At 69.4% G+C, this 13,626-nt stretch carries 12 protein-coding genes; 3 read left to right on the plus strand and 9 right to left on the minus strand.

Translation table 11 applies throughout. From position 1 onward, the window contains the following. Window positions 1-34 precede the first annotated feature (34 nt). Window positions 35-916 (plus strand): GNAT family N-acetyltransferase, encoded by an 882-nt coding sequence (locus tag ACZ4RZ_RS04900; RefSeq protein WP_467742075.1) that lies wholly within the window; start codon window positions 35-37, stop codon window positions 914-916. A 226-nt stretch (window positions 917-1,142) separates the two neighbouring features. Here ACZ4RZ_RS04900 and ACZ4RZ_RS04905 read toward each other — a convergent pair whose 3' ends face one another. Further along, window positions 1,143-1,304, minus strand: a complete 162-nt coding sequence (locus ACZ4RZ_RS04905) for a hypothetical protein (RefSeq protein ID WP_467742077.1) — start codon at window positions 1,302-1,304, stop codon at window positions 1,143-1,145. Window positions 1,305-1,391: 87 nt separating this feature from the next. Next, window positions 1,392-2,165 (minus strand): GNAT family N-acetyltransferase, encoded by a 774-nt coding sequence (locus tag ACZ4RZ_RS04910; RefSeq protein ID WP_467742079.1) that lies wholly within the window; start codon window positions 2,163-2,165, stop codon window positions 1,392-1,394. A 48-nt stretch (window positions 2,166-2,213) separates the two neighbouring features. On the opposite strand from ACZ4RZ_RS04910, the gene ACZ4RZ_RS04915 reads away from it, so the two are divergent. After that, on the plus strand, window positions 2,214-2,408 hold the full coding sequence (locus ACZ4RZ_RS04915) for a hypothetical protein (RefSeq protein ID WP_467742081.1): 195 nt from the start codon (window positions 2,214-2,216) through the stop codon (window positions 2,406-2,408). Window positions 2,409-2,468: 60 nt separating this feature from the next. Here ACZ4RZ_RS04915 and ACZ4RZ_RS04920 read toward each other — a convergent pair whose 3' ends face one another. From ACZ4RZ_RS04920 to ACZ4RZ_RS04950, 7 genes are all read right to left on the minus strand, one after another. Continuing rightward, window positions 2,469-2,927 carry a MarR family winged helix-turn-helix transcriptional regulator gene (locus ACZ4RZ_RS04920; RefSeq protein ID WP_467742083.1) on the minus strand — a complete coding sequence of 153 codons (459 nt, stop codon included), beginning with the start codon at window positions 2,925-2,927 and terminating at the stop codon, window positions 2,469-2,471. Window positions 2,928-3,137: 210 nt separating this feature from the next. Continuing rightward, complete coding sequence (locus ACZ4RZ_RS04925; RefSeq protein ID WP_467742085.1) at window positions 3,138-4,463, minus strand: MFS transporter; 1,326 nt, start codon at window positions 4,461-4,463, stop codon at window positions 3,138-3,140. A 297-nt stretch (window positions 4,464-4,760) separates the two neighbouring features. Further along, window positions 4,761-5,711: a catechol 2,3-dioxygenase gene (locus ACZ4RZ_RS04930; protein ID WP_467742087.1), complete on the minus strand. Its 951-nt coding sequence runs from the start codon at window positions 5,709-5,711 to the stop codon at window positions 4,761-4,763. A gap of 10 nt (window positions 5,712-5,721) precedes the next feature. After that, window positions 5,722-6,810: a 4-oxalomesaconate tautomerase gene (locus ACZ4RZ_RS04935; RefSeq protein WP_467742089.1), complete on the minus strand. Its 1,089-nt coding sequence runs from the start codon at window positions 6,808-6,810 to the stop codon at window positions 5,722-5,724. Continuing rightward, window positions 6,807-7,535 (minus strand): 4-carboxy-4-hydroxy-2-oxoadipate aldolase/oxaloacetate decarboxylase, encoded by a 729-nt coding sequence (locus tag ACZ4RZ_RS04940; RefSeq protein WP_467742091.1) that lies wholly within the window; start codon window positions 7,533-7,535, stop codon window positions 6,807-6,809. Before ACZ4RZ_RS04940 ends, ACZ4RZ_RS04935 begins: the two co-directional genes overlap by 4 nt. Then, window positions 7,532-8,281 carry a PIG-L deacetylase family protein gene (locus ACZ4RZ_RS04945; protein WP_467742093.1) on the minus strand — a complete coding sequence of 250 codons (750 nt, stop codon included), beginning with the start codon at window positions 8,279-8,281 and terminating at the stop codon, window positions 7,532-7,534. The genes ACZ4RZ_RS04940 and ACZ4RZ_RS04945 overlap by 4 nt, the downstream gene beginning before the upstream one ends. A gap of 78 nt (window positions 8,282-8,359) precedes the next feature. After that, complete coding sequence (locus ACZ4RZ_RS04950) at window positions 8,360-9,010, minus strand: GntR family transcriptional regulator (RefSeq protein WP_467742095.1); 651 nt, start codon at window positions 9,008-9,010, stop codon at window positions 8,360-8,362. A gap of 291 nt (window positions 9,011-9,301) precedes the next feature. Between ACZ4RZ_RS04950 and ACZ4RZ_RS04955 the strand changes: the two genes are divergently transcribed. Beyond that, window positions 9,302-13,597, plus strand: coding sequence for a discoidin domain-containing protein (locus ACZ4RZ_RS04955; RefSeq protein WP_467742097.1), 4,296 nt, complete (start codon window positions 9,302-9,304; stop codon window positions 13,595-13,597). The last annotated feature ends 29 nt before the right edge of the window (window positions 13,598-13,626 follow it).

Consider the following 13,626-nt stretch of genomic DNA (forward strand, 5'->3'; position numbering starts at 1 on the left):
TTCGCCCCCGCACACCCGACGCCACGGAGAGACCTTGCCGCCGCGCATCACGCCGCTGACCGACTCCGAGCCCACTCCGTCGAGCCGCCGCCTGGCATGGCTGGCCTCCGGCACCGACGGAGCTCCCGTGGGCTCCGCCTTTCTGCGGTTGTTCACCAAGGAGGGGCAGCGGCATCTCGCCGAACTGGAGCTCGCCGTACACCCTGCCGAGCGGCGGCGGGGTGTGGGCAGCGCGCTCCTGGAGGCGGCCGTCTCCGCGGCACGCGACGAGGGGCGGCGGTCGCTTGTCACGCAGGCCGAGACCGGCTCCCCCGGCGATCTGTTCCTCGCGGCGCGCGGATTTTGCCGGGTGCTGGCCCTGACGTACACGAGGCTCGCGCTCGCCGACGTGGATCCCGCGCGGATCACCGAGATCATCGAACGCCTGCATCCCGGTTACGAGTTGACGCACTGGGAAGGCACCGTGCCGCCCGAGCTGGCGCGGACCTTCGCCGACTCGCGGCGGGCCATGGACGACATGCCGATGGAGGGGACCGACTACGGGACCGTCGTATGGGACGTGGACCGGGTGATATCCGCTGCCGAAACCGTCGCGAAGCGCGGGGAGTTGCTCCACACGGTCGCCGCGGTGGACCGCTCGGACGGCTCGATCGTGGGCTTCTCCGAACTCGTCGTGCCCGGCGACGGCCGGGGTGACGCCCAGCACTACGGGACCGGCGTGCTGCCCGAGCACCGCGGCCACGGCCTGGGCCTCTGGATGAAGGCGGAGTCGATCCGGCTGGCCCGTCAGCGACACCCCGAACTCGGCGGGCTGCTGACGGACACCGCCGACAGCAACGCCCCGATGCGCGGCATCAACGACGCGCTCGGCTATCTGCCCACGCACAGTGCGGTGGAGTACCAGCTCGATCTCTGAGCGGGCCGGATTCGCAGAGAGCCTGGTACAGGCCCGCCGACGCGGCTCCCCCTCGGCAGTCGGCGGGCCTGCCGCCTCGACCGAGCGCCGGCGCGGGAGAGTCGAGCGCGACGGGAGGCAGTCCCCGGGACGGCTGGCGTCCACACCTTCAGCATGCCGTCTCTCCCGCTCGCCCGCGCGGGCCGACCGGCCCCCAACTCCCTTCCGTTCGGCCCACGTCCGAGCGTCAGACGGCCGCCTTGAGCGCGGCCAGTCCGTCGTGGCCGGACGGATGGACCGGGGCCCGGCCCAGCTCCCGCTCCGCCTTGGCCGCGGACACCCGCAGGGTCGTCCGCATCATCACGTGCGCCTGTGACATGGGCTGCATCAGCCACAGCGGTACGGTCATCGGCTTCGGCAGACCGAACTGCTCGGCCAGTGAGGACGTGGCCGCACTCGTCGACGTCGGCTGTCGGCGGCACCACCCGTCTACGTACTACCCGTACACGTACGGCGTCGTCGTGGTCAGTGGCTCGAAGCCGAGGCGGGCGAGGACGGGGCGGCTCTGGCTGGAGGCGTCGACCTGGACGTAGCGGTAGCCGCGCTCGGCGGCGACGCGGGCGCGGTGGGCGACGAGGGCGCGATAGATGCCGCGGCCGCGCCAGGCCTCGACCGTGCCGCCGCCCCACAGTCCGGCGAACCGGGTGCCGGGCAGGAGTTCCATTCGGGCCGCGCTGACCGGTACGTCCCCGGCGAGGGCCACGACGGCGACAACCGTGTCCGCGTCGCCGGTGAGCTGGGCGAGCAGCTGGTGGCGCAGGCGCGTGCCGTCCGTGCCGAAGGCCTGTTCGTGGACGTCGGCCACCAGGTCGACGCCAGCGCGGTCGGTGACGGGAAGCAGCCGTACGCCCTCGGGCGGCTCGGCGTCGAGTGCCAGGTCGCCCAGTTCGGCGACCATCAGCGTCTCCTCGGGCTCGGCGGTGAAACCGGCCGTCCGCAGCCGGTGCCCGAGATCCTCCGGCTTGTCGTGCCCGTACAGCTTCCACTCGAACTCTCGCCCGAGATCGGAGAAGTACCGGACCTGGTCGGCGATCGCCGCGTCGGCGCCGGTCTCGTCCAGGTCCGACCAGATCACCCCGTTCCAGCCCCGCTCGGCGCCGACCTGGCGCACCACCTTGCCGACGCGCTCGACCCGGGCATCCGGGGCGTCGGGCCGCGCTCCCTCCCGCATGTCTCGATCGAACAGGGCCAGTACCGCAACGTGATCCATGGGATCACTCCAGCATCCTGAAGTGATTGAGGCAATGGATATCTGTCGTTGACTGACAGAATCCGGCGTACGGCCCGGCTGCGCTGGGTGGCGGCGCCCGTGCGGTCTTCCGGCGCGATGGTGGCAGCGGCCAATGTGGCCGTGCCTGACATGGAGTTCCCTCCTGCCCGGCTCGTGGACGAGGTGCTGCCGCGGCTGCGGGATACGTGCCGGGAGATTTCCCGGCTCCTGGGCGGCAGTTGACGCGGCCGGTGAACGCCGGCCGTCGCCCGGCCGCTCCCGGAAGGGGCACCCAAACGGGACTCAGGGCGCTTCCACCGAAGGCGGCTCGCCCCAGGGCTCGCTGAGCGCGCGCCGCAGGGCGGTGGCCGCGGCGGGGCCGATGCGTTCGGCCAGGGTTTGTTCGATGAGGGCGAGCGTGGCCTGCGCGCGACGGTGGACACGAGCACCCTCGGCGGTGACGCGGACCAGACTGACGCGGGCGGAGGCCGGATCCGGCACCTGTTCCAGCAGCCCCATCCCGATCAGGCCGTGCACGGCCTGGTGCGCGGTCTGCCGGGTGACCCCGATCCTCCGGGCGAGTTCGGAGATCGAGGTGCCCTCGTCGTCCAGCATCGCGAAGACGGCACCCTGGGCACTGCTCACCGGCTGCTCGCCCGTGGCCCGCATGCTGGCCACCAGCGCGTCGTCGAACCAGCGCTTCGCCTCGATGAACAGTTGAGGCAAGTTCTTGGTGAGTGCGGCCTTGGCGGGTCCGGTCATGGCTCCTCTGAGAACGGCGGGCTTCGAGGATAGCCACCCCTTCCGCCGGTCTCCGGGAGCGCCGGAGCCGTGCATGCGCCCTGGAGGGGACGGCCCTGCTGCTGTCGGTCTTCGCCTGACGCCCCCTCACAGCACCTGATGGATACACGCACGCGCCCGGGCCGGGTCCCCGTGAGGCCCTGCCCGGGCGCGTGTCCCTCGCCCCTCCGGTCAGCCGGTGGCGGTCAGCTCCTGCTGCACGCTGCTCTGGGCCTCCGCCGGCTGGACCCGGCGCAGGCCGGTCAGGCTGACGAACACCAGCGAGAACACGCCCGCTATGGCGAAGGCGGTGAAGCCGGCGGTGGTGGAGCCGGTGGCGAGCAGCTGGCCGCCGAGCCACGGGCCGAAGACAGCGCCGAAGCGCCCCATGCCGGAGGTCCAGCCGACCGCGGTCGCGCGGTTGTCGTCGTGGGAACGGGCGGCCACGGTGGCATAGATCATCGCCTGGGCGCTGAAGAGGAACATGCCGGTCAGGAAGACGACGGTGTAGGTGAGGGCCAGCGGCATGTGGATGCTGAGCGAGTAGATGCCGATGGCGGTGGCACCGAACCAGATCGCGGAGATGCGTGAGCCGCCGAACCTGTCGGTGAGCCGGCCGCCGATCAGCATGCCGACGATGCCGCCGAGGTTGATGACGATGACGAAGCCGATCGAGGACCCGAGGTTGTAGCCGTTGGCCTTCATCATCGACGGCAGCCACTGCGAGACGCCGTAGACCAGCAGGAGGCCGCCGAAGGAGGCCACCCAGAAGAGCATGGTCTGGACCCACAGGCCGCCGCGGAACAGGCCGGCGAGGGCGCTGAACCGGTCGGCGGTGGCCGGGCGCTCCTTGTCGCGGGCGGCCAGTTCGACGCCGTAGCGGTCGGCCAGCGCCAAGGCTTCCGTGTCCCGTCCCTTGGCCTGCAGGAAGGCCATCGACTCGGGCACGAACCTGGCGGCCAGCGGGACGCCGATGAAGAGCGGGATCACGCAGATCCAGAAGGAGAGCCGCCAGTAGCCGGTCCACAGCGCCACGAAGCCGGCGACGATACCTCCGGCCTGGTGGGCGGTCATCAGCGAGCCGACGATCAGGGCGCCGCGGCCGCGCGGGGCGTACTCGGTGACCAGGGTGATCGCGCTCGGCAGCAGGCCGCCGAGGCCGAGGCCGGCCAGGAAGCGACCGAAGCTGAAGACGCCGAGGCTGGAGGCGGAGGCGCAGACGGCGGAGGCCAGGGAGAAGACCGCGGTCGACACGATGATGGTCTTCTTGCGGCCGGCCCAGTCGCTGACGGTGCCGGAGGACAGGGCGCCTATCAGCATGCCGAAGGTGGCGTACGAGCCGACGTCACCGGCCTTGCCGGGGTCGATGCCGAGCGCCTTCGTCTCCAGCATGTGCGGCAGCACGGAGCCGTAGATGAACATGTCGAGGCCGTCGAAGAGGACGACCAGCCAGCAGAGGCCGACGACGAGCGCGGCCAGTCTGCCGCCGCGAGCGGGCAGGGCGAGGGAGGAGGACATCGTTGTCTCCTCTCGTCCAGGAGGCGTGGGCCCTGGAAGGGGGATCGGTGAGGCGGGTCGACGCGGCTCGTGCGGCTGACCCGATTGCGCCCCAGACGCTAAGGATTGGATTCAAGGGTGTCAACGTTTTTGTCAACAATCCTAGAAACAATCTGGCCACCGCGAGGACGGTGCCACGAGGAGCTGAGAAGCAGGTGAGAAGGGCGCGGGCGGCACATGATGAGGTGCCGCCCGCGCGTATGCGATGGCTGGAAACGGCCGTCAGATCCTCGGCCGAGAAACGCCGGGCAGGGTGGATCAGCCGACCGGCGGCGTGCCGTGGGTGTGGAAGGACTCGATGGTCTTCAAACCCCAGGCCTGACCCTTCTTCCGCTCGTCCTCGGTCCAGGTGACCAGCGGCCAGTCGGGCGCCAGGACCAGTCGGGTGAGCGGGTTGCACAGCTCGATGCGGTTGCCGCCCGGCTCGTAGACGTACAGGAAGAACGTCTGCTGGATGGCGTGCTTGTGCGGGCCCGTCTCGATGAACACGCCCGTGTCGATGGCGAGATCGGCGGCGCGCAGAATGTCCTCACGGGTGTCCGTGGCGAAGGCGATGTGGTGCAGGCGCCCGTTCGAGCCCGTCCAGTCCTCGGTGTAGACGATGTCGTACGACTTGTTGCTGAAGGTCAGCCACTGGGCGGCGATCTTGCCGCTGTTGAGCTCGATCTGCTCGGTGGGGCGGGCGCCGAGTGCGTCGCGCATGAAGTCACCGTTGGGCGAGACGTCGGCGGCGAGGTAGTTGACATGGTCCAGGCGGCGCACGCCCACCCCGTGGCCGGGCTTGGCCTGCGGCTGGTTCTTCAGGGCCGGCTTCAGCTCGTCCGGCGCCCGGTACCACTCGCTCTCCCAGTACAGGGCGAGTTCGTGGCCGTCCGGGTCGCTGGTGACGTACAGCGGGCCGAGGCCTGGTTCGTCCTCGACCCAGCGGCCGCGGCGGCCGCCGTTCTCGATCTCCTTGACCCGTCGTTGGAGGGCTTCCTCGCTGGAGGCCCGGAGGGCTGTGCGGCGGATGCCCGAGGTCGAGTGGGCGGTGAGCGTCAGGCTGTGGTGTTCGTAGTCGTCCCAGGTCCGCAGGTAGACGGAGTCTCCCGAGCGACCGTTCTCGGTCAGGCCGAGGTAGTCGGTGAAGAACCGGACACTGCCGTCCAGGTCCGGGGTGAGCAGTTCGACATGCCCGAGGTGGGCGATGTCTCCGAGGGGCGGCGCCATACGGGCCTCCTTAAAGGTGATGTGCGGCTCCGGCCGGCCGGGGGAAGACCGTGCCGTCGAAGATCTTGCGGGCGGTGCGTACGACGGCAGTGCGTCCGGCCACCGGAACGGCGCGCTCGGGGCCGTACTCGACACCGGCTTCGATGTCGAGGAATCCGGTGGGGTGCTCGATGCGCAGCCGGTCCCCCTTCTCGTGCAGGCGCGCCACGGCCTGCCCGACGCCGCCCTCCACGCGCAGCCCGGCGGCGACGCTCGCGGCGCCCAGGACTCCGATGGAGGTGTGGCAGCGCACCGGGATGAAGGTGCGGGTCATCACGGCGCCACCGTGCCGGGGCGGCGCCAGCAGGGTCAGCTTGGGAACCGTGGTGTTCTCGACGTCACCGAGGCCCATCAGCTTCCCCGCCTCCAGGCGGATCTCCCTCAGCCGGTCGGCGAGGGTCAGATCCTCCTCCAGGTCCTTGGGCGCCTCGTAGCCGGTCACGTCGAGGGAGGAGGCGGCGATCAGTACGGTCGGCATGCCGTTGTCCACGCAGGTCACCGGTGTGTCGGCGACGAGGTCGCGGGCCCGGCCGGTGGGCAGCAGCGGACTGCTGCCCTGCGGGAACTCGATCACCACCGGAGCGGCGGTGCCAGGCACACCGGAGATCTCGACGGAGCCGGTGTACGCGACGCGCCCGCCGGGGGTGGGAAAGCTCGCGACGGCGAGGTCCCCGGTGTTGCGCATGCGGATCCTTACGGAGGTCCGCTCCTCCCCCGGCACGACCAGTCCCCGTTCGACGGCGAAGGGACCCACCCCGGCCAGGATGTTGCCGCAGTTCTGCCGGTCGGACACCTCGGGCCGGTCGACGGCGGCCTGGAGGAACAGGTAGTCGACGTCCGCCTCGGGGTCGGCCGAGGCGGAGACCACGGCCACCTTGCTGGTCAGGGGGTGCGCCCCACCCAGGCCGTCGATCTGGCGCGGGTCGGGGCTGCCCATGACGCGCAGCAGCAGGTCGTCGCGCGCGGCGACGTCGGAGGGCAGCTCGTCGGCCAGGAAGTAGGCGCCCTTGGAGGTGCCGCCGCGCATGAGCATGCAGCGCACCTCCTCGGGTCCGATCATGACCCCGCTCCGTCCGGCTCGTACGCCCCTCCCCGGACGTGCTCCTCGTATGACTGGTAGGTGACGCCGAGTCGCACGAGCGTCTCGCGCAACCCGTAGCGGTCCAGGCCCAGTTGGCCCTCGATGAAGGCGGCGCGGGCCGCGGCCTCCTTGTTCTCGCGGGCCTCGGACGCCTCGACGGCGCGCCGGGCGCCCGCCCGGGGCACGCACACCACACCGTCGTCGTCGGCGAGGATCACGTCGCCGGGCCGGACGATCTGGCCGCCGATGGCCACCGGTACGTTGACCGAGCCGCCGGTCGCCTTGACGGTGCCCTGCGGGCTGACCGCCGCGGACCAGGCCGGGAAGCCCATCGCGCGCAGCTCGGCGGTGTCCCGGATGCCCGCGTTGATGATCAGTCCGCGCACACCGCGCCGCTGGAGCGCAGTGGCGAACAACTCGCCGAACATGCCGTCACTGGACGGCGAGGTGGTCGTGACGACCAGGATGTCGCCCTCGCCGCACTGCTCGACGGCGGCGTGGATCATGAGGTTGTCGCCGGGCCAGGAGAGCACCGTGACCGCGGTGCCCACGACACGCGTGCCCTGCTGGTTCGGGCGCAGGTGGGTGCCGAGCAGTCCGGTGCGGCCCATGGCCTCGTGCACGGTGGCGACACCGTACGCCGCGACCGCCTCGATGTCCTTCGCGTCGGCCTTCGGCGGGTTGGTGACGATCACGCCGCTCATGCCAGCTCCTTCGCGATCTGCGGGTACGGACGCATGTACGCCTCCGCCATGGTTTTGTGGGCCAGGCCCAGGTTGGGGCCGGCGTTGCGCTTGAGCTGGACGCCGCGGCGGACGGCGAGGTCGGTGTAGTAGTCCCACAGGTGCTGCTGGGCGCCGAGGCATTCCATGGCCTTGCGCTTGGTGTCCCACACCTCGGTGATGTCGAGGAGGACCTCGGGCTTGAAGCCGCTCATCTCGGGCTGGTGCGGCTCGAAGTAGAAGACCGGCGGAGCACCGATGATCTCGCCCGGACCGGGGTAACCGATGGCCTGGGCCAGGACGCGGGCCTCCAGGGCCATGCGATGGGCGGCCGGGTGGTCTCCGTTGTACGGGTCCTCGGTCGGGTGGGTCAGCACGACGTCCGGCCGGGTCTCGCGGTAGACGGCCACGAGCCGGTCGGTCAGCTCGGCGGTGGCGGCCAGTGGGTAGTCGCCGGCATCGAAGAAGCGGACCTCGGCGCCGAGGGTCGCCGCGGCGCGCTCGGCCTCGTCACGGCGTATGGCCTTGATCTCTTCCAGCTTCTTGCCCTCGCGCCACGCCTTGGCGGACTCGCCGCGCTCGCCGAAGGTCAGGCACGCGATGGTGACCTTCTCGCCCCGGGAGGCGGCCAGGGCGACGGCTCCCCCGGCGCGCCACACGAAGTCCCCGGCATGCGCGGTGACGACCAGTGTCGATCGTGGAGTGTCGGGCGCTTTGCCGTGCGTCATTGCAGAAATCTCCTTGGTGGACAGGTACGCGCCCACCTCGGCCTGGTCCGTCGCACAGCGCGCCGGCCGCGCGGTACGTCAGTCGCGCAGCGCGTCGATCACACTGCCGAGGTGGACGCGGACGGCCGCTTCGGCCGCCTGCGGGTCCCTGGCCCTGATCGCTTCGATCATGGCCAGGTGTTCACTCAGGGACTGCTGAGAACGCCCCGGTCTGAGCGCCAACTGGAAGCGGTGGCGCACCAGTTGAGCGTTGAGACGCTCCAGGAGCCCAACGGCCACCTGCTGGCCGGAGAACTCCCTGATCCGGGCATGCACTTCGTGATTGAGCTCGGAGTAGATCACCGGCTCGCCGTCGGCGACCGCCTTGGACATCGCCGCGCCCAAGTCGCCCAGCTCGGCCAGCTGTTCATCGCTGGCCGCGACGGCCGCCTTGGCCGCGCACAGCCCTTCGAGGGCCATACGGCACTCGGTGATGGCCACCGCTTCCTCGACCGTCACCACCCGCACCCGCGATCCGCGGTTGCGGATCCGCTCGACCAGTCCCTCCGATTCCAGCTCGATCAGCGCCGCCCGGACGCTGGCCCGAGTGACACCGAACTGTTCGGCGAGTTCGTTCTCCACCAGCCGCTGGGCCGGTGCCATCTCGCCGCGCAGAATCGCCTGCCGCAGCTGCACCAGTGCGTGCTGCTTGGCCTGCTCTCCGGTGCCTGGACGGGCTTCCTTCTGCATTGCGCCCTCCCTGAGTGAGTGCCTGTCGAACGTAAATCTAGTCCAACAAGATTGTCAACAATTTTGTTCTCCATGTTGGCGACAGGGGGCGGCCGGGGCTTCGGGAACGCGGCCATGCGCGAGGGCGCCTGCTGCTCACTTCACGGCGGCGAGAGCAACTATGTCTGCGCTAGTTGTGGACTGACCAATATCACCATGCAATTCTTCGACAACAAAGCGCAAAATACGTACCCCCACACTCCCTCGCACCTGTTCCGTATCGACGCGACACCGCTCAAGGGCAGGAGACGCATGTCCAGACATCGTTGGAGAGGCCGCTTGTCGGCGGCTCTGCTGACCATCGCGCTGGCTCTCTTAGGACTCCCGGCGCTGACCACCACCGCGACGGCGGCCGGCGGTCCCGATCTCGCCGCGGGCAAGGCCGCCACGGCGAGCAGCTCGAAACAGGACTACGGCGCGGCCAACATCACGGACGGCAACTCCGGTACGTACTGGGAAAGTTCGGGAGCGGACTTCCCCCAGTGGGTCCAGGTCGACCTCGGCGGATCCAGCCGGGTGGACGAGGTGGTGCTGAAGCTCCCCCCGTCGTGGGAAAGCCGTAACGAGACGCTCGCCGTGCAGGGCAGCGGTGACGGCACGAGCTTCGACACCATCAAGTCCTCGGCGTCGTACGCCTTCGCGCCGAGCGCGGGCAACACGGTGACGATCTCGTTCCCGGCCACTCAGACCCGCTACGTACGCATCAGCGTCACCGCGAACACCGGCTGGGCGGCCGCACAGCTCGCCGAACTGGCGGTGCACGGCGCGACCGACTCCTCCGGAAACCTGGCCGCGGGCAAGCAGTTCACAGCGAGCAGCTACACCCAGACGTATGTCGCCGCCAACGCGGGCGACGGCAACCGGGCCAGCTACTGGGAGAGCAAGAACGACGCACTCCCGCAGTGGGTCCAGGTCGACCTCGGGTCCTCCGTGCGCGTCGACCGGGTGGTGCTGCGGCTGCCGGCCAACTGGGGGGCGCGGACCCAGACCCTCACGCTCCAGGGCAGCACGAACGGTTCGGACTTCAGCGACCTCACCGCTTCGAAGGCCTACGACTTCAACGCGGCGAACGACCAGTCGCAGAGCCTCGGCTTCAATGCCACCACCACGCGGTACGTGCGCGTGCTGGTGAGCGCCAACACCGGCCAACCGGCGGGCCAGCTCTCGGAGTTGGAGGTGTACGGACCCACCACGGGCGACACCCAGGCACCGAGCGCCCCCACCGAGCTGGCCTACACCGAACCCGCCACCGGGCAGATCACATTGACGTGGAAGGCCGCCACCGACAACGTCGGGGTCGCCGGCTACGACATCTACGCCAACGGCGAGTTGAGGACCACGGTCGGCGGTGACGTCACGACGTACACCGACACCCAGCCCGCCTCGGCGACCGTCGCGTACTACGTGCGCGCCAAGGACGCGGCGGGCAACCAGTCGGCCAACAGCAACACCGTGACCCGCCAGGGCGATTCGGGCGACACCCAGGCTCCGACCGCACCGGGCAACCTCGCCTTCACGGAGGCCACCAGCGGTCAGGTCGAGCTCACCTGGCAGGCGTCGACCGACAACGTCAAGGTCACCGGCTACGACGTGTACGCCAACGGCACCCTGCGCCGGAGCGTCGCCGGTAACGTCACGACGTACACGGACAGCCAGCCCGCCTCGGCGACGGTGACGTACTACGTGCGCGCCAAGGACGCGGCGGGCAATGTTTCCGCGAACAGCAACTCCGTCACGCGCACCGGCTCCTCGAGCGACGATGCCAACCTCGCCGTGGGCAAGCCGATCACTGCGTCGTCCAGCGTGTACACCTTCGTCGCGGAGAACGCCAACGACGACAGGACCAGCACCTACTGGGAGGGCGGCCCGGGGTCCTATCCGAACAGTCTGACCGTACGGCTGGGGGCCAACGCCGATGTCAACACCGTGGTCCTGAAGCTCAGTCCGGACGCCGCCTGGGCGACTCGTACGCAGAAGATCCAGGTCCTCGGCCGGGAGCAGAAGGCCGGCTCGTTCACGAATCTGGTGGACGCCAAGGAGTACACATTCGACCCGGCGAGCGGGAACACGGTGCGCATCGCCGCCTCGGGCCGGGTCGCGGACGTCCAGCTGGTGTTCACCGCCAACTCGGGTGCGCCCGCCGGGCAGGTCGCCGAGTTCCAGGTGCTGGGCAAGCCCGCCCCGAACCCGGACCTCCAGGTCACCGGCATCGCCTCGGCCCCGGACAACCCGGTCGAGTCCGACGCCGTGAAGCTGACCGCGACCGTGCGCAACACGGGTACGGATGCCTCGGACGCCACCGAAGTCCAATTCCAGCTGGGCGGCACCAAGGTGGGCACCGCCCCCGTCGGCGCCCTGGCGGCCGGTGCCTCGGCGACGGTCACCGCGGACATCGGCGCCCGCGACGCCGGGACCTACCAAGTCGGCGCCGTCGTCGACCCGGACAACAAGGTCATCGAGCAGAACGAGGGCAACAACTCCTACACCAGTCCCACGTCCCTCGTCATCAAGCCCGTGTCCAGCTCCGATCTCGTTGCCTCACCCGTCGGCTGGTCGCCGAGCGCGCCCGCCGAGGGCGACGCGGTCACCTTTTCCGTCACCCTGAAGAACCAGGGCACGATCGCCGCCGCGAGCGGCAGCCACGGCATCACGCTGAGCGTGCTCGACTCCTCCGGTGCGACCGTGAAGACGCTCACCGGCTCCTACGACGGCGCCATCGCCGCGGGCGCCACCGCCTCCCCCGTGAGCCTTGGCACCTGGACGGCCGGCAAGGGCAAGTTCACCGTGAAGACCGTGATCGCGGCCGACGCGGACGAACTGCCGGTCAAGCGCGACAACAACACCAGCAGCCTGCCGCTGTTCGTCGGACGCGGCGCCAATATGCCGTACGACATGTACGAGGCCGAGGACGGCACCCTGGGAGGCGGCGCCCAGACCGTGGGACCCAACCGCACCGTCGGCGACATCGCCGGCGAGGCCTCCGGCCGCAAGGCCGTCACGCTCAACAGCACCGGCAACTACGTGGAATGGACCACCAAGGCCGACACCAACACCCTGGTGACCCGCTTCTCCATCCCGGACTCCGCGGGCGGTGGCGGCGCCAACTCCACGCTCAACGTCTACATCGACGGCCAGTTCCTCAAGGCCATCGACCTGACCTCCAAGTACGCCTGGCTGTACGGGGCGGAGACCGGTCCGGGCAATTCGCCGGGCTCGGGCTCACCGCGGCACATCTACGACGAGGCGAATCTGATGCTCGGCCGGACCGTTTCGGCCGGCAGCAGGATCCGTCTCCAGAAGGACGCCGCCAACGACTCGAAGTACGCGATCGACTTCGTGAGCCTGGAGCAGGTGTCGGCGCTCCCCAATCCGGACCCGGCGACGTACGCGGTCCCGGCCGGGTTCACGCAGCAGGAGGTGCAGAACGCCCTCGACAAGGTGCGCATGGACACGACGGGCAAGCTCGTCGGTGTCTATCTGCCGGCCGGAGACTACGAGACGTCGAGCAAGTTCCAGGTGTACGGCAAGGCGGTCAAGGTCGTCGGCGCCGGGCCCTGGTACACGCGCTTCCACGCGCCGTCGGCGCAGGAGAACACGGACATCGGATTCCGGGCGGACGCCACGGCCAAGGAGTCGTCGTTCGCGAACTTCGCGTACTTCGGCAACTACACCTCCCGCATCGACGGTCCGGGCAAGGTGTTCGACTTCTCCAACGTCTCCGACATCACCATCGACAACATCTGGAACGAGCACATGGTGTGCCTCTACTGGGGCGCCAACACCGACAGCGTCACCATCAAGAACTCGCGGATCCGCGACATGTTCGCCGACGGCGTCAACATGACCAACGGCAGCACGGACAACCACGTCGTCAACAACGAGGCGCGGGCCACCGGCGACGACAGCTTCGCGCTGTTCTCCGCGATCGACGCGGGCGGAGCCGACGAGAAGAACAACGTCTACGAGAACCTCACGTCGATCCTGACGTGGCGCGCGGCGGGCATCGCCGTCTACGGCGGCTACGACAACACCTTCCGCAACATCCACATCGCCGACACCCTCGTCTACTCCGGCATCACCGTGAGCTCGCTGGACTTCGGCTACCCGATGAACGGCTTCGGCACGGATCCGACGACCTTGGAGAACATCTCGATCGTCCGCTCGGGCGGTCATTTCTGGAATGGGCAGACCTTCCCCGGCATCTGGATGTTCTCCGCCTCGAAGGTCTTCCAGGGGATCCGCGTCAACAACGTCGACATCGTCGATCCGACGTACAGCGGCATCATGTTCCAGACCAACTACGTGGGAGGACAGCCACAGTTCCCGATCAAGGACACCGTCCTCACGGACGTGACGATCTCCGGGGCGCACAAGAGCGGCGACGCGTACGACGCGAAGTCCGGCTTCGGCCTGTGGGCCAACGAGATGCCGGAGGCCGGGCAGGGTCCCGCCGTCGGTGAAGTCACCTTCCACAACCTGAAGTTGAGCGACAACGCACAGGACGTGAAGAACACGACGTCCACATTCAAGATCAACCTGCTGCCCTAGCGGGGCGCTGCGCGGCAGGCGGCGGTACG

The sequence above is a fragment of the Streptomyces sp. NPDC027189 genome (genome assembly GCF_055566975.1).